This is a genomic window from Methylobacterium endophyticum, from assembly GCF_050591105.1.
Lineage (GTDB): Bacteria > Pseudomonadota > Alphaproteobacteria > Rhizobiales > Beijerinckiaceae > Methylobacterium.
On record NZ_JBNHES010000004.1, the window covers coordinates 227,481 to 245,941 of the forward strand.

Sequence of the window (18,461 nt, forward strand, 5' to 3'; positions counted from 1 at the left end):
ATCGGTGGGCGCGGCGCTGACCTCGCGGACGGCGCCCGCTATATGGGGCGGGTGCGGGGGACGCGCCCGCCCTGGGATTTGCATGGAATCCGTCCCGCCGGGAAGCCGCCCGCCGCGACAGCCTTCGAAGGACGCCCCGTGACGCCCGATCTGATCCTGCCCTACGAGGGCGAATTGCCGCAGTTCGCCTCCCGCCCCGTCTGGTGCGGACGGCGCAGCACGGTGATCGGCGCGGCGAGCCTCGGGGCGCAGGCCTGGCTCGGCGACGACAGCGTCATCCGCGCCGACGGCCAGACCGTGACGCTCGGCGACCGCTTCTGGCTCGGCCACCGCTCCACCGTGCATATCGCCACCTTCACCCACGGCACCACGGTGGGGGACAGGGTGAGCGTCGGCCGCAACGCCGTGGTCCATGCCTGCACGGTCGGCTCGGACGTGGTGATCGAGGACGACGCGGTGATCCTCGACGGCGCCACCCTCGGAGACTGCCTCGTGCTGGAGGCGGGGTCCACGGTGTTCCCGCGCGCGACCCTGCCCTCGGGCTTCGTCTATGCCGGAAGCCCCGCCAAGCCGGTGCGGCCGATCACGCTCGCCGAGGTCGAGGAGCGGGCAGAGCGCCTGCGGGAGGCCGCCGGGGACGGCATTCCCGACACCCCCGCCGAGGCGCCTGAGGTCGAGGACACCGTCTATGTCGCGCGGACTGCGCGCCTGCGCGGCCGCATCGGGCTCGGCGACGGCGCCACGGTGCTGTTCTCCTGCGTGCTCGATGCCGATGTCGGCCCGATCGTGATCGGCGCCTCCACCAACATCCAGGACAACAGCGTCGTCCGCTCGCGCGGGGAGGGCGTGGTGATCGGACGCGACACCACCATCGGCCACAACGTGCGCATGGCCGATTGCCGGATCGGCGCGCGCAGCCTCATCGGCATCGGCTGCGTGATCGCGCCGGGCACCGTGATCGCCGACGACGTCATGCTGGCGGCCGGCGCCTCCACCGATCCGGGCCAGCTTCTCGAGAGCGGCCATCTCTGGGGCGGGCGGCCGGCGCGCATCCTGAGCAGGCTCGACGACGACAAGCGCCGGATGATGGCCCGCATCGTCGAGGGCTACTTCGTCCACGGACGGACCTATGGCCGGATGCAGGAGGTGCTCCGCTGAAACGCGCCCTCGCAGGGCGCGCGCGGGCGGACATAGGCGAACGAAATTGCGCGCATGCGAATGAAATGATGTAGAGGGGCGGGCTCGCGCCGGAGGGTCCGGCGCACGGCCTCTCAAGACCCCGCCATGACCGAATCGCCCTTGAGCCCCCGCCCGGTCCCGCGCTCCGGCGTGCTCGCCATCGACCCCTACGTGCCCGGAAAGAGCGGGGCGCCCGGCGCGGCGAAGGTCCATAAGCTCTCCTCGAACGAGACCCCCCTCGGCCCGAGCCCCGACGCGGTCGCCGCCTTGCGCGCCGAGGCGGAACAGCTCGCGCTCTACCCGGACGGCACCTCGAGCCGCCTGCGCGAGGCCATCGGCCGGCGCTATGGGCTCGACCCGGCCCGGATCGTCTGCGGCGCGGGCTCGGACGAGCTGCTCTCGCTGCTCGCCTACGCCTATGTCGGACCCGGCGACGAGGGCCTGTTCAGCGAGCACGGGTTCCTCGTCTACCGCATCGCCATCCTGGCGGCGGGCGGCACGCCGGTGGTGGCGCCCGAGCGCGAGCTGACCACCGATGTCGACGCGCTGCTCGCGGCGGTGAGCCCGCGCACCCGCATCGTCTACATCGCCAACCCCAACAACCCGACCGGCACCTACCTGCCCTTCTCGGAGGTGCGCCGGCTCCATGCCGGGCTGCCCCCCGAGACGATGCTCGTCCTCGACGGCGCCTATGCCGAATATGTGCGCGCCAGCGACTACGCGGCCGGGCTCGACCTCGTGCTCGAGGCCGACAACGTCGTGATGACCCGCACCTTCTCGAAGATCCACGGGCTCGCGGGCCTGCGCATCGGCTGGATGGTGGCGCCCGCCCATGTCGCCGACGCGGTCAACCGCATCCGGGGGCCGTTCAACCTCTCGGCGGCGGCGATCGCGGCGGGCGCGGCGGCCATCGCCGACGACGGCCACGTCGCCCGCGCGGTGGCCCATAACGACGAATGGCTCGGCTGGCTCACGGAGCGGGTCGAGTCCCTGGGGCTCGCCGTGACCCCGAGCGTGGCGAACTTCATCCTCGTGCATTTCCCGGCCGGGCCGAAGGGCAACGCCGCGCAGGCCGACGCCTTCCTCACCGGGCGGGGGGTGATCGTGCGCCGCGTCGCCTCCTACGGGCTACCGGACGCGCTGCGCGTCACGGTGGGCGGCGACGAGGCGAACCGCGCCTTCATCGAGGCGCTCTCCGCCTTCATGCGGGAGGCGGCGCGTGGCTGAGGAGCCTCCGATCCGGCGGCTGGCGCTGGTCGGCCTCGGGCTGATCGGCTCGTCCGTCGCGCGCGGCGCCCGGCAGTTCGGGGTCGCCCGCGAGATCGTCGCCATCGATGCCGATCCGGCCGTGCGCGAGCGGGTGAGCGCCCTCGGGCTCGCCGATCGCGTTACAGGGGACGCCGGAGAGGGCGTCTCGGAGGCCGATCTCGTGCTGCTCTGCGTGCCGGTCGGCGCGGCCGGCGCGGTGGCCGAGGCGATCCGGGGGCGGATGAAGCCCGGCGCGGTGCTCTCCGACGTCGGCTCGGTGAAGGGCTCGGTGGTCGCGGCGGTGACGCCGCATTTGTCGGAAGGGGTCGTCTTCGTGCCGGGGCATCCGGTGGCGGGCACCGAGTATTCCGGCCCCGATGCCGGCTTCTCGACGCTCTTCTCCGGGCGCTGGTGCATCCTGACCCCGCCGGAGGACGCGCCCGAGGTGGCGGTGGCGCGGGTGCGGGCCCTCTGGGAGGGGCTCGGCGCCATCGTCGAGACCATGACGCCGGAGCATCACGACCTGGTGCTCGCCATCACCAGCCATGTCCCGCACCTGATCGCCTACAACATCGTCGGCACCGCCGCCGACCTGGAGGAGGTCACGCAGTCGGAGGTCATCAAGTTCTCGGCCGGCGGCTTTCGCGACTTCACCCGCATCGCGGCCTCCGACCCGACCATGTGGCGCGACGTCTTTCTCAGCAACCGCGACGCGGTGCTGGAGATGCTCGGCCGCTTCAACGAGGACCTCTCGGCGTTGGCCCGCGCCATCCGCTGGGGCGACGGCGAGGCGCTGCACGCGCTCTTCACGCGCACGCGGGCGATCCGCCGCGGCATCGTCGCCATGGGCCAGGAGACGGCGGAAGCCGATTTCGGCCGGGCACGGCCGGGGCCGCGCGGCGAGGGCTGATCTCTCAGATCGCCTGCGCGACGGCGGTCCCCCTCTCCCCGCGGCGCGGGGAGAGGATCGCAGGCACTTCGCCGTGCCTGCGATGAGCGCAGGCGAAGCCGGAGCGAGGGTGAGGGGCGATGCCGGAAGAGGCTCGTCCGTCCAGCCCCCCCTCACCTTCGCCCTTCGGGCTTTCCGCGCCGACGACGGGGTCGTCGCGGACCTCTCCCCGCCCGGCGGGGAGAGGCGTGGGCGGTTCAGAACCGCGCCGTCAGCGACAGGCGCACGTTCCTTCCCGGCAGCAGGATCTCGTCCTTCTTGAACGAGGCCGAGTTGCGGATCTGGGCGTCGAGCAGGTTGCGCCCTTGCAGGCTCAGCGTCACCTCGCTGGCACCGTAGATCCTCGGATCGAGGGGCTTGGTGTAGCTGATCTCGGCGCGCAGGTCGTCATAGCCGGCGGTGGTCGTTTCCAGCGGCGCGGTCTCGGTATGCGCGAAGGCGTGCAGCACGTTGACCTGCGCGAACCAGCCGTCCGCGCGGACGAACAGGCCGCCGCCGACCCGGTGGGGCGGGATGCGCGGCACGAAGGTGTGGTCATCGAACTCGGCGTGGACGAAGTCGTACTGCGCGTTGATGCCGGCGAAGCCGTTGCCCACCGGGATCAGGTCGAGCTGGCTCGCGATCTCGGCGCCGTAGAAGGTCGCGTTCTGCTGCGCGTAGACGATCTGGCGGTTCTCGCTGCCCGCACCGCAGGAGGCGAAGTCGTCGTCGCAGAGGAGGCCGGTCAGGCGCTTGTAGATGAAGCCGGTATAGCGGGTGACGTAGCCCGTCGCGTCGAGCCGGAACGGCCCCTCGGCCCGGCGGATGCCGACCTCGACGGTGCGCGCCCGCTCGACCTTGAGGTTCGGGTCGCCGATCTCGAAGGTCTCCGTGGCGTCGTGGGGGCCGCGCGAATAGAGCTCAGGCGCGGTCGGGGCGCGCTCGACATAGGAGCCGGTCAGGCTGCCGACGAAGCCATAGGGCAAATCCTGCAAGGCGCCGAAGCTGACGCTCTTCGCCGTGAAGCGCCGCCGCCGGCCGTATTCGAGCGGATCCTCGCCCGGCACCGGCACGAAATCGCCGGGAAAGACGCTCGCGGTGCCCGTCGCCCGCACACCCTCGACGCGGCCCGCCGCCTGGAGGCGGGTGCCGGGCTGCAACTCCAGCTCCTCGAACAGGTAGACGGCGTTGGCGCGGGTGTCGGTGGGCGCCAGCAAGCCCCCCGCCTCGCCCCCCGTGCCGAGCACCCGCCGGCTCGACTGGAAGCCGAGCGCCCCGGTGAGCTTGCCGAGGGCGGTGAAGACCGGGATGTGCTGGAGCTCGATCCGCCCTTCCGCCTCGCGGTTCTTGAAGGTCGCCTGGATGCCGTCGATCCCGTCGCCGCCGATGCCGATCTCGTCGTGGCGGTAGACCGAGCCGCCGGCCCAGTAGCGGATCACCTCGAAGGGGCCGTCCACCGGACGGTACTCGCCGCGCGATTCGAGCTTGTCCTGGCGGGGGTCGAGGCGGGTGCGCGAGGCCGCGTCGCCGGCGCCGGGAATCTGGTAGAGCGCGTCGAAATGGCTGTAGGACAGCCCGACGAAGCCGCGATCGAACACGTAGGACATCCCGATGGCGCCGCCCTGGCTGCGCGTGCCGGAATTCGCCTGGATGCCGAGCGGCGTGTCGTAGCTGTCCGAGCCGGTCTTGAAGCCGTCGGCATGCACGACGACGTTGCCCGACGCCGCGTCGACGCTGCCCGCCACCTGCCGGCCGTTGTCGACGGAGGAGTACCCCGTGGTGATCCGGCCCTGGTAGCCGTTCGCGGGGATGAAGGTCGGGATGCGGTTGTTCTCCGCCGAGACCACGCCGCCGATGGCCTGCGAGCCGTAGCGCAGGGTCGCCGGGCCCCGGATCACCTCGATGCGGTCGTTGACGAGCGGGTTGATCGGGACGCCATGGTCCTCGCCGAGCTCCGACACGTCGTGCACGCCGATGCCGTTCTCCTGGATGCGCACCCGGTTGTTGTCGAGGCCCCGGATGATCGGGCGGTTGGCCCCCCCCGGCGCGTAGGACGAGCCCGAGATGCCGGGCCGGTCCATCAGCGCGTCGCCGAGGGTGCGCGGCTGGTCGCGGGCGATCTGGTCCTGGCTCACCACCGTCACCGGCGCGAAGGTGTCGGTGGCGACCGGCAGGACGCCCGCCGCCGGGCCGCCCGAGGAGGGCCCGCGACCGGGCGCGGCGACGATCGGGCTCGCCGAGGTCACGCTCAGCTCCTCGAGGCGGGTCTCCGTGCCCTGGGCTCCGGCGGCGGCGCCCGTCCCCGCCAGGAGAGCGAGGGCCGAGACGGCGCGGAGCAGGCCGCGGCGGGCGGGCGGGATCGGCGGGAGGAGGCGCATCGCGGACCGTGATGGATGATATAATGTTTCATCTGCCCGTCACGGAGGGACCTATGCAAGCCGCCCGCCGATGCCGCATTGCGGAAATCCGGCGCTGTAACTCTATTACAACGGCTGCCTTGGGGGGATCCTGCGTCCCTCGCGCGGCCGGCCCCGATGGGCTAGCCAGGGGCGATGAGCACGCCCGTCCGCATCCTCGGCATCGATCCGGGTCTCCGCCGCACCGGCTGGGGGCTCATTACCGCCACCGGCACCAGGCTCGCCTATGGCGATTGCGGGGTCGTGACCTCGGACGGGGACCTGCCCCTGGCACTGCGCCTGCGCGAGCTCTACGAGGGCATCCATCGCATCGTCGAGACGCACCGCCCGGACGAGGTCTCCGTGGAGGAGACCTTCGTCAACAAGGACGCGCAGGCGACGCTGAAGCTCGGGCATGCCCGCGCCGTGGCCCTGCTGGTGCCGGCGCTTGCCGGCATCCCGGTCTCGGAATACTCGGCCAACCTCATCAAGAAGACGGTCGCCGGCTCCGGCCACGCCGAGAAGGTGCAGATCCAGGCGATGGTGCGCTTCCTGTTGCCGAAGGCCGAGTTCAAGGTCGCGGACGCGGCCGACGCCCTCGCCATCGCCGTCACCCATGCGAGCCATCGCGGCGCGCACGCCCTGAGGAAGGCCCATGCGCCGGCGGCCGTCGCCGGGCCGGGCGCGGCCCGGATCGCGGCGGCGCTGGCGAAGGGCTGACGCGGCCTATTCCGCCGCCTTGAACTCGCCCTCGAGCCGCAGCGTCACCTCGTCGCCGAGGATCGGCAGGAAGCCGCTGATGCCGAACTCGGAGCGCTTGAGCACCAGCCGTCCGTCAAAGCCGACGGTGTATTTCTTGTCCACCGGGCTGATGCCGGCCTGGTTGAAGGTGGCGTCCAGCGCGACCTGCTTGGTGATGCCCTTCAGCGTCAGGTCGCCGACGATGCGGGCCGTCGTCGGGCTCGTCGGCTCGACGGAGGTGGAGGCGAAGGTCGCGGTGGGGAACTTCGCCGTGTCGAAGAAGTCCGGCGTCTTGAGGTGCTGATTCAGCTTGTCGTTCAGACCGTTGACGCTGTCGGTGCCCACCGTGACCGTGAGCCGGCTTTTCGCAGGCTCCTTCGGGTCGAGGGTCGCCTTGGCGGCGACGTCGGTGATCTGCCCGTAATAGGTCGAGTAGCCCAGATGGCTGAGCGACCAGGTGATCTTGCCGTGGGCCGGGTCGAGCACGTAGGCGCCGGGCTTCACCTGCGTCGGGTCCGTGCTCGGCCCCGCCTGGTCCTGCGCCAGGGCCGGCATGCCGGCGAGGCAGAGGAGGGCGAGGAGGGTGGTCCGGCGCATCGTGCGGGTCATGCCTGTCTCGGTCCGTTTCCTGATCGGTGCGGCCTTCATTTCCACGAAGCCGGCGGCACCTCAAGCGGGCGGCCGGTGGCGTCCGCCCGCGCGGGCCTGTAGGCAGGCGCCCCAAGCGCGGGAACGGACGGGCGATGATCGGAAAGCTCAAGGGGGTGGTCGATTCCTACGGCGAGGATTTCGTCATCCTCGACGTGAACGGTGTCGGCTACCTCGTGCATTGCTCGGCCCGCACCCTCCAGCGGCTCGGCAAGCCCGGCGAGGCGGCCGAGCTCGCCATCGAGACCCATGTGCGCGAGGACATGATCCGCCTCTACGGGTTCAAGGCGGATGCCGAGCGCGAATGGTTCCGCCTGCTCCAGACCGTGCAGGGCGTCGGCACGCGGGTGGCGCTTGGGGTGCTCTCGGTGCTGGAGCCCGGCGCCCTCGCCGCCGCCATCGCCACCGGCGACAAGGGCGCCATCGCGCGCGCGCCCGGCGTCGGCCCGCGCCTCGCCGCCCGCCTCGTGGCCGAGCTGAAGGACAAGGCTCCGGCCTTCGCCCCCGTCGATCCCGCCCTCGTCGCCCTCACGGGCCTCGTGGCGGAGGACGCCGCGCCCCGGCCCGTGGCGGATGCCATCTCGGCGCTGACCAATCTCGGCTACCCGCCGGCCCAGGCCTCCGCCGCCATCGCCGCCGCCCTCAAGACGGCGGGCGAGGAAGCCGAGGCCAAGACCCTGATCCGGCTCGGCCTGCGCGAGCTTGCCCGCTAGAGCGCACGCCGCCGCAGCGGATTCCGGCTCTCCGCCGTGACATGCATCGAGCGACGACGTGTGCCGGCCGGGGCGAGCCGCGAGATTCATTGCGCGCGATGCAGTTGGAGCCACTTGACCGGACGGCTCCGGGATGTCATCTGCCGAATGCGCGCTAAGTCGTTGTGAACGTTGTAGTTTTCAACTATTCTAATCTGGCGTGCAAGTCGATGCGGGTCTTGAGGTTTCGAGACCCCACCGTAACGCGGACCGCGAGATGCCGGATCGAGCATGATCGTCTGTTCCTGCAACGTCCTCTCGGACGGCGCCGTGCGCGACTGTCTGAGCCCCGGTCCCGGCTGTCCCCGCACGCCGGCTCAGGTCTATGCCTGCCTCGGATGCAGCCCGAAATGCGGACGCTGCGCGCGCACCATCCGCGCCATCATGCAGGCCGCGCTGGAAGGGGCCGCCGAATCCGCCAGCCATGCGTGCTCGACGGGTTGCGCGAGCGCCTGTAGTTTGGTCAAGCTCCAAACTGCGGAGGAGGGGATCGCCGCCTGAGCGTGGGCTCGGGATCGTCGCGCCGTCCCCGGCCGGATCGGTCCGCCAACGGGAGAACGGGCGTATGAAGGGCGATACCAAGGTCGTCGAGTATTTGAATCGCGGCCTGCGCAGCGAGCTGACGGCGGTCAGCCAGTACTGGCTGCATTTCCGCATGCTCGACAATTGGGGCTATGTCGACCTCGCCAAGTTCTGGCGCAAGGAATCGATCGAGGAGATGAACCACGCCGACCGGTTCATCGACCGGATCCTCTTCCTCGAGGGCTTCCCCAACCTGCAAGAGCTCGACGCGCTGCGCATCGGCCAGACCGTGCCGGAGATCATCGAGTGCGACCTCGCCGCCGAGAACGAGGCGCGCGCGCTCTATCTCGAGGCGGCCCAGTACTGCGAATCGATCAACGACCGCGTCTCCAAGAACCTGTTCGAGCACCTCGCCGAGGACGAGGAGGGCCATATCGACTTCCTCGAGACGCAGCTCGAGCTCATCAAGCAGATCGGCCTGCCGCTCTACGCCCAGCGCCACATCGGCGGCCTGGAGCGGGTGCCGCCGGCGGCCGACTGAGCACCGCGAAGGCCGCTTAGACTTCCGCGAGTCGACGGGCTAGGACGGCCGGGCAAAGACCCGACCGTCCGAGAGGCCCGTTGAGCAAGCCCCCCAGGAAGCCTCCCGAGACGGAGAAGACGCTGCTCGCCCCCGGCGAACGCCCGGACGACGCCGATCAGTCGATCCGCCCCTTGAGCCTGCCCGAATTCATCGGCCAGAAGGCGGCGCGCGCCAATCTCCAGATCTTCATCGGGGCGGCGCGGAAGACCGGGCAGGCTCTCGACCACGTCCTGTTCGTGGGGCCGCCGGGCCTCGGCAAGACCACCCTCGCCCAGATCGTGGCGCGCGAGCTCGGCGTGAACTTCCGCTCCACCTCCGGCCCGGTGATCGCCAAGGCGGGAGACCTCGCCGCGCAGCTCACCAATCTCGAGGAGCGCGACGTGCTCTTCATCGACGAGATCCACCGCCTCAACCCGGCGGTGGAGGAGATCCTCTATCCGGCCATGGAGGATTACCAGCTCGACCTCATCATCGGCGAGGGGCCCGCCGCCCGCTCGGTGAAGATCGAGCTGCCGAAATTCACGCTGGTGGGCGCCACCACCCGCGCCGGGCTGTTGACCACCCCGCTGCGCGACCGCTTCGGCATCCCGATCCGGCTCGAGTTCTACGACATCGACGAGCTGCGCCTCATCGTGGAGCGCGGGGCGCGGGTGCTCGGCATCGGCATGTCGGAGGAGGGCGCCGACGAGATCGCCCGGCGCGCGCGCGGCACGCCGCGCATCGCGGGGCGCCTGCTGCGGCGGGTGCGCGATTTCGCCGTCGTCGCCGAGGAGCCGACCGTCACCCGCGTCATCGCGGACCGGGCGCTGCGCCTCCTCGACGTCGATCCCGTCGGGCTCGACGTGATGGACCGCAAGTACCTGACGCTGATCGCCTCCTCCTTCGGGGGCGGGCCGGTGGGCATCGAGACCATCGCCGCCGCGCTCTCCGAGCCGCGCGATGCCATCGAGGACATCATCGAGCCCTACCTGATCCAGAAGGGCTTCGTGCAGCGCACCCCGCGCGGGCGGGTGCTGACGCCCCACGCCTTCCGCCACATGGGCTTCGCCGAGCCGAGGCGGGACCCGGCCGCGCAGATCGGGCTGTTTTCCGGTGACGACGGCGCCGATGCGTGAGGGCTTGAAGCCCGGCACCGGCGCCCCACGCTAAAGCGCTGGCGACCTGAAGGAGGCCCCATGGAGGGCGCACACGCGCTGCCGCTGCGCGTCTACTACGAGGACACCGACTTCTCGGGCTTCGTCTACCACGCGAGCTATCTGCGCTTCATGGAGCGCGGCCGCACGGAATTGCTGCGCGGGCTCGCGGGGGACCAGTCCGACCTCCACCGGGAGGCGGACGGGCTCGTCTTCGTGGTGCGGAAAATGAGCCTCGACTACCTCAAGCCGGCGCGCATGGACGACCTGCTCGCCGTCCTCACCCGCACCCGCGAATTGCGCGGCGCCTCCATGCATCTCGACCAGGAGGTGCGGCGCGGCGATGAGGTGCTGGTGCGGGCCGAGGTGGTGGTCGCCTGCGTGCGCGACGGCCGGGCGGTGCGCCTGCCCGACGCGCTGAGACGGGCGCTTGCATACGCGTCGCTCAGATCTTCCTGACCTCGACCAGGAAGGTCCGCACGGCATCCGTGACCCGGTCCATCTGCTGACCCAGGGTCCCGGACGCGCCCAGGGCGTTCCGCGCCGAGCTTGTCGATGCGCCGGCGGCCTCGGCGACATGGGCGACGCTGCTTCTGACCAACCCAGTAAGGTCGGCCGTTTCCCTGGCGCTGCGGCTGATCTCGCCGGCGGTGGCCGCCTGTTCCTCGACGGCTGCGGCGATGGTGGTCGCGCTCTCGTCGAGCCCCTGGATCATCTCGCCGATGCGCTCGATCGCGCCGACGGTCTGACTTGTCGCCGCCTGGATCTGGGTGATCTGGTGGGCGATCTCGTCGGTGGCTTTCGCCGTCTGCCCGGCAAGCGCCTTGACCTCCGCGGCAACGACGGCGAAGCCGCGGCCTGCCTCTCCCGCGCGAGCGGCCTCTATGGTTGCGTTCAAGGCGAGCAGGTTGGTCTGGCTTGCGATGTTGCTGATGAGGCCCAGGACCTCGCCGATCCGCTGGGACCTCTCCGCCAGCGCCTGCACGCTCGCCGTCGCGCCGCGGGCCTCGGCCACGGCGCGGCTGGTCGCCTCGCTGGAGCGATTCATCTGCCGGGTGATCTCGTTGTTGGATGCCGTGAGTTCCTCCACGGCAGCGGCGACCGACTGAACGTTCAGGGTTGCGGCCGCCGCATTGTTGGAGGCCGCGGCGGCGGCTTGGGACGTTTCGCCCGTCGCCGTCAGCACATGCCCGCTCTCTCCCTGGATCGCATCGTTGGCCTGCACGGCCTCCGCGAGGGCCGCGGCGATGGACGTGTCGAAATGCGTGATCGCATCGGTGAAGAGCGTCGCGTCGGACCAGGACAGCACGGCCGCCATGTAGGCGCCCCCGGCGGAATGCGCGGCGGAGACATGCAGATCGAGCGTCTTCGGCCCGAGCTTGATCTTCGTCCGCCAGGGTAGGCGGGACGGGTCGCTCACGATCGCGCGCTGATGCGCCGGGTTTTTATGGAACACGTCCATGGAGAGCCCGGCCATCGAATCCGGATTGACGGAGGCCGGCAGATACACGCGCAGGCTCCGCAGGGTCTCGATGCTTCGCTGATTTGCAAAGACGATGTTGGCCGTCTTCGGGTCCAGGATGAGCACGTTGGCCGGGAGAGCGTTTAGAATCGACTCGAAGTCGATTTCCGTTCCGGGATTCTTCTCCTGCCGAGCAGCATCGACAGGCGGCAGCGGCCTTTTCTTCAGAAAAATCATCTTTGTTTCCCCCTTCCCGAAGAAATTCACGACTGTTTTGACGTTGGAATTATAATTACGCAGATGGTTATCAAATTATTAAAATCGAGAATTCGCCGGTCACGTTTTTGTTATAAAATGCAATGTTCGAGTCTTCGTGCAATCAAAAATTGTAAAGACGCAATCTCCCACTGTACTCAGAGCGGCGACATCCGTGTCGTGTCCGGCTCGAGCGAGAGGGCGCACGGCGCGTCTGCGCTGGCGCGCGCAAGGGATTGTTAACCGTAGGCGGGCCTTAACTCCGCCGCGGACACCCGCCATGCCGCAGTGCAAGCGCGGCCCTTACTTTCGACAGATTCGCCCGCGATAGCTCTGATATCGCTCGCAGATTTTGTCGCGAAAGCGAGGATCCCGCTGTGGCGTCCGCGAGGACCGCGCCAGGATTTCAGCCGAGGGCCGCCTGCCATGAACCCAGCCGACGCCATGCAGGCTGCCCAGCCCGTAGCCGATATGACGCTGCTCGGGCTCTTCCTCCAGGCGCATTTCGTCGTGAAGATCGTGATGCTCGGCCTGCTCGGCGCCTCCGTGTGGTGCTGGTCGATCATCGTCGACAAGACGCTGCTCTTCCGCCGCACCAAGCAGGAGATGGACGCGTTCGAGGATGCGTTCTGGTCCGGCCGCTCGCTGGAAGAACTCTACCGCTCCTTCAACGACCGCCCGGCCACCGGCTTGGCCGCGCTCTTCGTCGCCGCCATGCGCGAGTGGAAGCGCTCCTTCGAGGGCTCGGGCCGGCAGATCCAGTCGCTCTCGCAGCGCATCGACAAGGTGCTCGACGTGACCATCCAGCGCGAGGTCGAGCGGCTCGATTCGAAGTTGCTGTTCCTCGCCTCCATCGGCTCGGCGGGCCCGTATATCGGCCTGTTCGGCACGGTCTGGGGCATCATGACCGCCTTCACCTCCATCGCGGCCTCCAAGAACACCTCGCTGGCGGTGGTGGCGCCGGGCATCGCGGAGGCGCTCTTCGCCACCGCCATCGGCCTGTTCGCGGCGATTCCCGCCGTGCTCGCCTACAACAAGCTCCAGGCCACCGTGGCCAAGCAGCAGTCGCGGCTCGAAGGCTTCGCGGACGAGTTCTCCGCCATCCTCTCCCGCCAGATCGACGAGCGTCTCTCGCTCGCCGCCTGAGGAGGATCGTTCGACATGAGCATGGCTCAGGCAGGCTCCAACGGCGGCGGCAAGCGGCGGCGGCGCGGACGGCGCGGCTCGCCCATCAACGAGATCAACATGACGCCGTTCATCGACGTCGTGCTGGTGCTGCTCATCGTCTTCATGGTGGCCGCGCCGATGATGACGGTGGGCGTGCCCCTCGACCTGCCGCAATCGAAGGCGGGCCCGCTCAACTCCGACACCAAGCCGGTGACGCTCTCGATCCGCCAGACAGGCCAGGTCTTCCTCGGTGAGGACGAGCTCAGCGACGACAGCATCGTCCCCAAGCTCACCGACGCGTCGAAATCGGGCTTCGAGGAGCGGGTCTTCGTGCGCGGCGACAAGCGCGTCGATTACGGCCGGGTGGCGCAGGTGATGGCGATCGTGACCGGGGGCGGCTTCAAGAAGGTCGCCCTGGTGACGGCGCCGGACGAGCGGTAGCGGCGATGCGCGTGCTCGACCGCTTCGACCACAGGGAACCGGGCGTCTGGATCTCGGCCGCCGTGCATGTCGGCGCGCTGGCCTTCGCGCTGTTCACGGTCGCGGCGCCGGCCCTGCCGGAGGCGCAGGAGGGCGTGCCCGTCGAGGTGATGACCGAGCAGCAGTTCTCCGAGCTGACCAAGGGCGTGCGCGAGGCCGACAAGCCCATGCCGAACGCGACCCCGCGCGCCGACCGCAAGGCCGACACCATCGAGGACCGCGAGCCCGAGAACGCCAAGCTCGACAAGCCGGCCGCCCCCACGCGGCCCGCGCAGATGAAGATCGCCAGCGTCGACGAGATCCCCCTGCGCTCCGAGCTGCCGGATCCCGTCGTGGAGGCCAAGGCCGCCAAGCAGGCCCAGGAGAAGGCCGAGGCTGCCAAGGCCGAAGCCGCCGCCAAGGCCGCCGCTGCTGAAAAGGCCGCCGCCAAGGCCGCGGAAAAGGCGGCCGCCGAGAAAGCCGCCAAGGCGGAGGCCGAGAAGCGCGAGCAGCTCGACAAGCTGATCGAGCGCCAGGAAGCGGAGGCCGAGGCCGCCGAAGCGAAGGCCAAGGCGGAAGCGGCCAAGGCCAAGGCGGAGGCGAAAGCCAAGGCCGACGCCAAGGCGAAGGCCGAAGCGGACGCCAAGGCCAAGGCGGCGGAGGCCGAGCGCCAGAAGGAGATCGCCGAGGAGAAGGCGGAGGCGGAGCGCGAGAAGGCGGAAGCGGCCGCCAAGGCCAAGGCTGAGGCCGCCGCGAAGGCGAAGGCCAAGGCGGTCGCCGATGCCAAGGCGAAGGCCGACGCGGAGGCCAAGGCCCGCAAGCAGGCCGAGCTCGCCGACAAGTTCAACGCGGGCGACATCAAGTCCCTGCTCGCCTCGAAGGTGCCCTCGCAATCGACGGGCGCAACCGGGCACGAGGTCCAGAAGGTGGCGGCGCTGGGCGCGGCCACCGGCACCTCGCAGCGGCTGTCGCCCAGCTTGCGCGACGCCCTCGTCGGCATGCTCCAGCAGCAGATCGAGCGCTGCTACTCGGCGCCCCCCGGCGCCGCGCAAGGGGTGGTGCTGCCGATGCTCGACATCCGGCTGAACCCGAACGGATCGCTCTCGACCGAGCCGCGCATCATGCGCGGCGGCGCCAGCGCCGTGGACCAGTCCATCGCGCAGGCCGCGCTGAGGGCGGTGCGCCGCTGCGCGCCCTACAAGATTCCGGCGCAATACGCGCCCTATTACAACGACTGGAAGGCCATCAACGCGGAGTTCGAGTTCTCGGCGACCTGACGTCGAAGCGCGTGACGCGCCCTCCTCCCCCTTGCGGGAAGGAGTTGGAGGTGGGGGTGGTGCCGGACATGGCGCGATCCTTTCGGCACCACCCCCACCCTTGATCCCTCCCCGCAAGGGGGGAGGGAACTCTCACCCGGACCCCTCTCCCTCTCCGGAAACGATCATGACGACGATGCATCTCACCCGGCGCGGCCTCGCGGCGGCGCTTACCGCCCTCGCCCTCACCTGCGCGGCGGCGACGCCGGCCTCCGCCCAGCTCCAGCTGCGCATCGGCGGCGGCGCCTTCCAGCCGATGCCCATCGCGGTGGCGGATTTCGCGGGAGATCCGAGCCTTGGCGGGCTCGTGTCGAGCGTGGTGACGAACAACCTGCGCCGCTCCGGCTACTTCACGCCCCTGGAGAAGTCGCGCTTCCCGGAAACGCCGCCCTTCGACGCCGCCCCGAACTTCGAGGCGTGGCGCGCCACCGGCGTGCAGGGGCTCGTGACGGGGCGCGTCTCGCGCGGCGACGGCGGCCGCCTCAAGGTCGAGTTCCGGCTCTGGGACGTCACCTCGGGCCAGCAGATGACGGGCCAGCAATACGCCACCGATCCGGCCAACGCGCGGCGCACCGGCCATCTGGTCTCGGATTCGGTCTATACCAAGATCACCGGCCTCGGGCCCTGGTTCGACAGCCGCATCGCCTTCGTGGACGAGTCGGGCCCCAAGGAGAACCGCCGCAAGCGCCTGATGGTCATGGACCAGGACGGCGCCAACGTGCGCGCGCTGACCACCGGCGAGCTGTCCGTGGTGGCGCCCCGCTACTCGCCTGCGACCCAGGACATCGCCTTCATGGCCCAGGCCACGGGCCACCAGCCGCGCGTGCAGGTCATCAACCTCGAGACCGGCTCGCGGCAGAACCTCGGCAACGTCGATTCGATGAGCGCCAGCCCCCGCTTCTCGCCGGACGGGCGCAAGCTGGTGATGAGCGTCCAGCAGGGCGGCAACGCCGACATCGTCGCCATGGACCTCGCCTCGAAGGCGCAGACCCCGATCACCAACGGCATGGCCATCGACACCTCGCCGACCTACTCGCCGGACGGCGCGCAGATCGTGTTCGAGTCGGATCGCGGCGGCTCGCAGCAGATCTACGTGATGGGCGCGAACGGCGCGAACCCGCACCGCATCTCCTTCGGCGAGGGCTCGGCCTCGCAGCCGGCCTGGTCGCCGCGCGGCGACCTCATCGCCTTCACCCGCCAGCGCAAGGGGGGCTTCGCCATCTGCGTGATGAAGCCCGACGGCTCGGGCGAGCGCGTGCTGACGGAGGGCTTCCACAACGAGGGGCCGACCTTCTCGCCGAACGGCCAGTACGTGACCTTCTTCCGCGATCCCGGCGGCCAGGGCGGCGGCAAGCTCTACATGGTCGACATCACCGGCCGCGTGGAACAGCCGGTGCCGACGCCCTCCTACGCCTCCGACCCGACCTGGTCGCCGCTGCTCTCGGGCAAGTAGCGATCGCGCATGAAAAAAGGGCCGGAGCGATCCGGCCCTTTCCCGATTCGGGGAGCGCGCGATCAGCGGCCGTAGATGTCCTCGACGCGGATGATGTCGTCCTCGCCGGTGTAGGAGCCGACCTGCACCTCGATCAGCTCCAGCGGGATCTTGCCGGGGTTGGTGAGGCGGTGCATCGAGCCGATCGGCAGGTAGACCGCCTCGTTCTCGTGCACGAGCACCACGCGGTCGTTGATCGTGACCTCGGCCGTGCCTTTCACCACCACCCAGTGCTCCGCCCGGTGGAAGTGCTTCTGCAACGAGAGCCGGCCGGCGGGCGTGACCATGATGCGCTTCACCTGGAAGCGCTCGCCGATGTCGATGCGCTGATACCAGCCCCAGGGCCGGTACATGCGCCGGTGCGCGTCGGCCTCCGGGTAGGACTTTGCGCGCAGCGTCGAGACCAGATCCTTGACCGAGCCGGAATTGGCCTTCGACGTGACCAGCACGGCGTCCGGCGTCGTCACCACGACGACGTCGGAGAGCCCGACCACGGTGGTCACCTGTTCGCCCTCGCTGTGGACGAGGCTGTTCTCGGTATCGAGCACCTCGACCCGGCCGCGGAGCGCATTGCCCGAGCCGTCGCGCGGCAGCACCTGCCAGACCGCGTCCCAGGTGCCGACATCCGACCACGAGAAGGACACCGGCAGCACGCCGGCATGGGCGGTGCGCTCCATCACCGCGTAGTCGATGGAGGTCTTCGGCGCGAGGCCGAAGGCGGCCGCGTCGAGGCGCACGAAATCGAGGTCGCGCTGGGCCTCCTCGTAGGCGGCCTTCGCCGCGCGCAGAACGTCGGGGGCATGCGCCTCGAGCTCCGCGATCATCACGTCGGCGCGGAACAGGAAGTAGCCGGAGTTCCACAGGGCGCCCTCGGCGATCAGGCGCTCGGCGCCGCCCTGGTCCGGCTTCTCGACGAAGCGCTCCACGGTGTAGGCGCCGGGCGCCTCGCCGAGGGTGCTGCCGCGCCGGATATAGCCGTAGGCGGTGGAGGGCGCGCTCGGCTCGATGCCGAGCGTCATGATGTAGCCGGCCTTGGCGCCGATGGCGGCGGCGCGCGCGGCGGCGACGAAGGCCTTGGTGTCGCCGATGACGTGGTCGGCGGCGAGGATCATCACCACCCCTTGCGGGTCGTGCTTGGCGGCATGGACGGCGGCGACCGCCACGGCGGCGGCCGAATCGCGCCGCTCGGGCTCCAGCAGGATGTCGGCCTTGACGCCGGCCTCGGAGAGCTGCTCGGCGACGATGAAGCGGGCGTCGCTATGGGTGAGGACGGCGGGCTTGGCGAAGGTGGCGCCGTCGGTGACGCGCCGGGCCGTCTCCTGGAAGGTCGAGGCCTGCTCGCTCACGAGGCGCGTGAACTGCTTGGGCATGCTCTCGCGCGAGGAGGGCCACAGCCGCGTCCCGGAGCCACCGCACAGGATGATGGGCGTAATCACGTCGTAAAGCTCCGCTCTGTCGAGGCGCCGCGCGTTATACAGTCATCCGCCCGTGCAGGATGAGTGCCGATTCGAATTAATGTTACCCTGGACCGGTTTCCTTGAAGAACGGATACAGGCCCTCGTGCACGCCGGGCAGCTCCCTCGGGCCCCCGTGCAGGCTCTCCGCCGTCTCGATCATGGCCCGGAACGCCTGGGTTCCGGTGAGCCGGCGCGCCTCGATGGCGGTGACGAGCCCCGCGAGGCTGCCCCGGTCGGGCTCCGTGCCGAAGACGTAGCGGGCCACCCGGTCGACGAAGGTGCGCGGCCCGAGGGCCGCCAGCGTCTCCTCGACGCAGAGATTGCCCGCATGCGCCGAGAGCTGGCGCGTGGTCCAGTGCGCGGGCTTGGCGATGAGCTGCTCGACGTTCAGCGCGGCCTCGCCGCCGCCCTCGTCGAGGGGGCCGGGATCGGTCTCCGAGACGATTCCGCCGGTCTCCTCGTCCACGAGCAGGATGCGGCGGGTGCCGCGCAGGTCGCGCGCCCGGAAGCGGGCGAGGAAGCCGTAATGGCCGTGGCCCTCGCCGTTCTCGAACAGGTCCGGCCGGAAGGCGTCGGCGATCACCCGGATCGGCGCCCGCCCCTCGGGCACGATCAGCGCGATGCGCGGGCCGTCGCTCTCGGCCGCGCGCAGCCAGCCGGTGATCAGGCCCTCCGAGCCCGAGACGTGGATGTCCCCGTCGAGCATCGTGCCCCCTTCCCGCC

18 protein-coding genes are annotated in these 18,461 nt (G+C 70.1%); 13 read left to right on the plus strand and 5 right to left on the minus strand.

The window, feature by feature from the left end:
- The first annotated feature begins 138 nt into the window (after positions 1-138).
- The 3 genes from ACP56T_RS07250 to ACP56T_RS07260 all read left to right on the plus strand — a co-directional run bounded on the left by ACP56T_RS07250 (position 139) and on the right by ACP56T_RS07260 (position 3,337).
- Complete coding sequence (locus tag ACP56T_RS07250) at positions 139-1,158, plus strand: gamma carbonic anhydrase family protein (protein WP_430911450.1); 1,020 nt, start codon at positions 139-141, stop codon at positions 1,156-1,158.
- A 126-nt stretch (positions 1,159-1,284) separates the two neighbouring features.
- Positions 1,285-2,406 (plus strand): pyridoxal phosphate-dependent aminotransferase, encoded by a 1,122-nt coding sequence (locus ACP56T_RS07255; RefSeq protein WP_430911451.1) that lies wholly within the window; start codon positions 1,285-1,287, stop codon positions 2,404-2,406.
- Positions 2,399-3,337: a prephenate/arogenate dehydrogenase family protein gene (locus ACP56T_RS07260; RefSeq protein ID WP_430911452.1), complete on the plus strand. Its 939-nt coding sequence runs from the start codon at positions 2,399-2,401 to the stop codon at positions 3,335-3,337. Before ACP56T_RS07255 ends, ACP56T_RS07260 begins: the two co-directional genes overlap by 8 nt.
- 236 nt (positions 3,338-3,573) lie before the next feature.
- Here the strand turns inward: ACP56T_RS07260 and ACP56T_RS07265 are convergent, their stop codons facing one another.
- Entirely contained in the window at positions 3,574-5,733 is a 2,160-nt protein-coding gene (locus ACP56T_RS07265) for a TonB-dependent receptor (protein WP_430911453.1), read from the minus strand.
- A 174-nt stretch (positions 5,734-5,907) separates the two neighbouring features.
- Here ACP56T_RS07265 and ruvC point away from each other — a divergent pair, with 174 nt between their 5' ends.
- A complete protein-coding gene (ruvC, locus tag ACP56T_RS07270; protein WP_430911454.1) occupies positions 5,908-6,471 on the plus strand; it encodes a crossover junction endodeoxyribonuclease RuvC in 564 nt (187 codons plus the stop codon).
- 6 nt (positions 6,472-6,477) lie between these two features.
- On the opposite strand, the gene ACP56T_RS07275 is transcribed toward ruvC, so the two are convergent.
- Positions 6,478-7,089, minus strand: coding sequence for a YceI family protein (locus tag ACP56T_RS07275; RefSeq protein WP_430911494.1), 612 nt, complete (start codon positions 7,087-7,089; stop codon positions 6,478-6,480).
- A gap of 146 nt (positions 7,090-7,235) precedes the next feature.
- Here ACP56T_RS07275 and ruvA point away from each other — a divergent pair, with 146 nt between their 5' ends.
- The 5 genes from ruvA to ybgC all read left to right on the plus strand — a co-directional run bounded on the left by ruvA (position 7,236) and on the right by ybgC (position 10,589).
- Complete coding sequence (gene ruvA, locus ACP56T_RS07280) at positions 7,236-7,853, plus strand: Holliday junction branch migration protein RuvA (RefSeq protein ID WP_430911455.1); 618 nt, start codon at positions 7,236-7,238, stop codon at positions 7,851-7,853.
- A gap of 270 nt (positions 7,854-8,123) precedes the next feature.
- Positions 8,124-8,393, plus strand: a complete 270-nt coding sequence (locus ACP56T_RS07285; protein ID WP_430911457.1) for a (2Fe-2S)-binding protein — start codon at positions 8,124-8,126, stop codon at positions 8,391-8,393.
- A gap of 64 nt (positions 8,394-8,457) precedes the next feature.
- A complete protein-coding gene (bfr, locus tag ACP56T_RS07290; RefSeq protein WP_430911458.1) occupies positions 8,458-8,955 on the plus strand; it encodes a bacterioferritin in 498 nt (165 codons plus the stop codon).
- A gap of 80 nt (positions 8,956-9,035) precedes the next feature.
- Positions 9,036-10,112, plus strand: a complete 1,077-nt coding sequence (gene ruvB, locus ACP56T_RS07295) for a Holliday junction branch migration DNA helicase RuvB (RefSeq protein ID WP_430911459.1) — start codon at positions 9,036-9,038, stop codon at positions 10,110-10,112.
- Positions 10,113-10,172: 60 nt separating this feature from the next.
- Positions 10,173-10,589 carry a tol-pal system-associated acyl-CoA thioesterase gene (gene ybgC, locus ACP56T_RS07300; protein WP_430911460.1) on the plus strand — a complete coding sequence of 139 codons (417 nt, stop codon included), beginning with the start codon at positions 10,173-10,175 and terminating at the stop codon, positions 10,587-10,589.
- On the opposite strand, the gene ACP56T_RS07305 is transcribed toward ybgC, so the two are convergent.
- Positions 10,576-11,829 carry a methyl-accepting chemotaxis protein gene (locus ACP56T_RS07305; RefSeq protein WP_430911462.1) on the minus strand — a complete coding sequence of 418 codons (1,254 nt, stop codon included), beginning with the start codon at positions 11,827-11,829 and terminating at the stop codon, positions 10,576-10,578. The genes ybgC and ACP56T_RS07305 overlap by 14 nt on opposite strands.
- 444 nt (positions 11,830-12,273) lie before the next feature.
- On the opposite strand from ACP56T_RS07305, the gene tolQ reads away from it, so the two are divergent.
- From tolQ to tolB, 4 genes are all read left to right on the plus strand, one after another.
- On the plus strand, positions 12,274-12,993 hold the full coding sequence (gene tolQ, locus ACP56T_RS07310; RefSeq protein ID WP_430911463.1) for a protein TolQ: 720 nt from the start codon (positions 12,274-12,276) through the stop codon (positions 12,991-12,993).
- Between the two features lie 15 nt (positions 12,994-13,008).
- Positions 13,009-13,455 carry an ExbD/TolR family protein gene (locus tag ACP56T_RS07315; RefSeq protein ID WP_430911464.1) on the plus strand — a complete coding sequence of 149 codons (447 nt, stop codon included), beginning with the start codon at positions 13,009-13,011 and terminating at the stop codon, positions 13,453-13,455.
- A 5-nt stretch (positions 13,456-13,460) separates the two neighbouring features.
- Positions 13,461-14,750, plus strand: coding sequence for a cell envelope integrity protein TolA (tolA, locus tag ACP56T_RS07320; protein WP_430911465.1), 1,290 nt, complete (start codon positions 13,461-13,463; stop codon positions 14,748-14,750).
- Positions 14,751-14,916: 166 nt separating this feature from the next.
- Complete coding sequence (gene tolB, locus ACP56T_RS07325; RefSeq protein ID WP_430911466.1) at positions 14,917-16,242, plus strand: Tol-Pal system beta propeller repeat protein TolB; 1,326 nt, start codon at positions 14,917-14,919, stop codon at positions 16,240-16,242.
- A 62-nt stretch (positions 16,243-16,304) separates the two neighbouring features.
- On the opposite strand, the gene ACP56T_RS07330 is transcribed toward tolB, so the two are convergent.
- A complete protein-coding gene (locus tag ACP56T_RS07330) occupies positions 16,305-17,705 on the minus strand; it encodes a mannose-1-phosphate guanylyltransferase/mannose-6-phosphate isomerase (protein WP_430911495.1) in 1,401 nt (466 codons plus the stop codon).
- A 94-nt stretch (positions 17,706-17,799) separates the two neighbouring features.
- Positions 17,800-18,444 (minus strand): hypothetical protein, encoded by a 645-nt coding sequence (locus ACP56T_RS07335; protein WP_430911467.1) that lies wholly within the window; start codon positions 18,442-18,444, stop codon positions 17,800-17,802.
- Between the last annotated feature and the right edge of the window lie 17 nt (positions 18,445-18,461).

What these genes read in the sequence shown, in the direction of transcription:
- ACP56T_RS07255 (WP_430911451.1), top strand. Translation starts at nt 1,285, where the DNA reads ATGACCGAATCGCCCTTGAGCCCCCGCCCGGTCCCGCGCTCCGGCGTG.
- ruvA (WP_430911455.1), top strand. Translation starts at nt 7,236, where the DNA reads ATGATCGGAAAGCTCAAGGGGGTGGTCGATTCCTACGGCGAGGATTTC.
- tolB (WP_430911466.1), top strand. Translation starts at nt 14,917, where the DNA reads ATGACGACGATGCATCTCACCCGGCGCGGCCTCGCGGCGGCGCTTACC.
- ACP56T_RS07305 (WP_430911462.1), bottom strand. Translation starts at nt 11,829, where the DNA reads ATGATTTTTCTGAAGAAAAGGCCGCTGCCGCCTGTCGATGCTGCTCGG.
- ACP56T_RS07315 (WP_430911464.1), top strand. Translation starts at nt 13,009, where the DNA reads ATGAGCATGGCTCAGGCAGGCTCCAACGGCGGCGGCAAGCGGCGGCGG.
- bfr (WP_430911458.1), top strand. Translation starts at nt 8,458, where the DNA reads ATGAAGGGCGATACCAAGGTCGTCGAGTATTTGAATCGCGGCCTGCGC.
- ruvC (WP_430911454.1), top strand. Translation starts at nt 5,908, where the DNA reads ATGAGCACGCCCGTCCGCATCCTCGGCATCGATCCGGGTCTCCGCCGC.
- tolQ (WP_430911463.1), top strand. Translation starts at nt 12,274, where the DNA reads ATGAACCCAGCCGACGCCATGCAGGCTGCCCAGCCCGTAGCCGATATG.
- ACP56T_RS07275 (WP_430911494.1), bottom strand. Translation starts at nt 7,089, where the DNA reads ATGCGCCGGACCACCCTCCTCGCCCTCCTCTGCCTCGCCGGCATGCCG.
- ACP56T_RS07265 (WP_430911453.1), bottom strand. Translation starts at nt 5,733, where the DNA reads ATGCGCCTCCTCCCGCCGATCCCGCCCGCCCGCCGCGGCCTGCTCCGC.
- tolA (WP_430911465.1), top strand. Translation starts at nt 13,461, where the DNA reads ATGCGCGTGCTCGACCGCTTCGACCACAGGGAACCGGGCGTCTGGATC.
- ACP56T_RS07285 (WP_430911457.1), top strand. Translation starts at nt 8,124, where the DNA reads ATGATCGTCTGTTCCTGCAACGTCCTCTCGGACGGCGCCGTGCGCGAC.
- ybgC (WP_430911460.1), top strand. Translation starts at nt 10,173, where the DNA reads ATGGAGGGCGCACACGCGCTGCCGCTGCGCGTCTACTACGAGGACACC.
- ACP56T_RS07335 (WP_430911467.1), bottom strand. Translation starts at nt 18,444, where the DNA reads ATGCTCGACGGGGACATCCACGTCTCGGGCTCGGAGGGCCTGATCACC.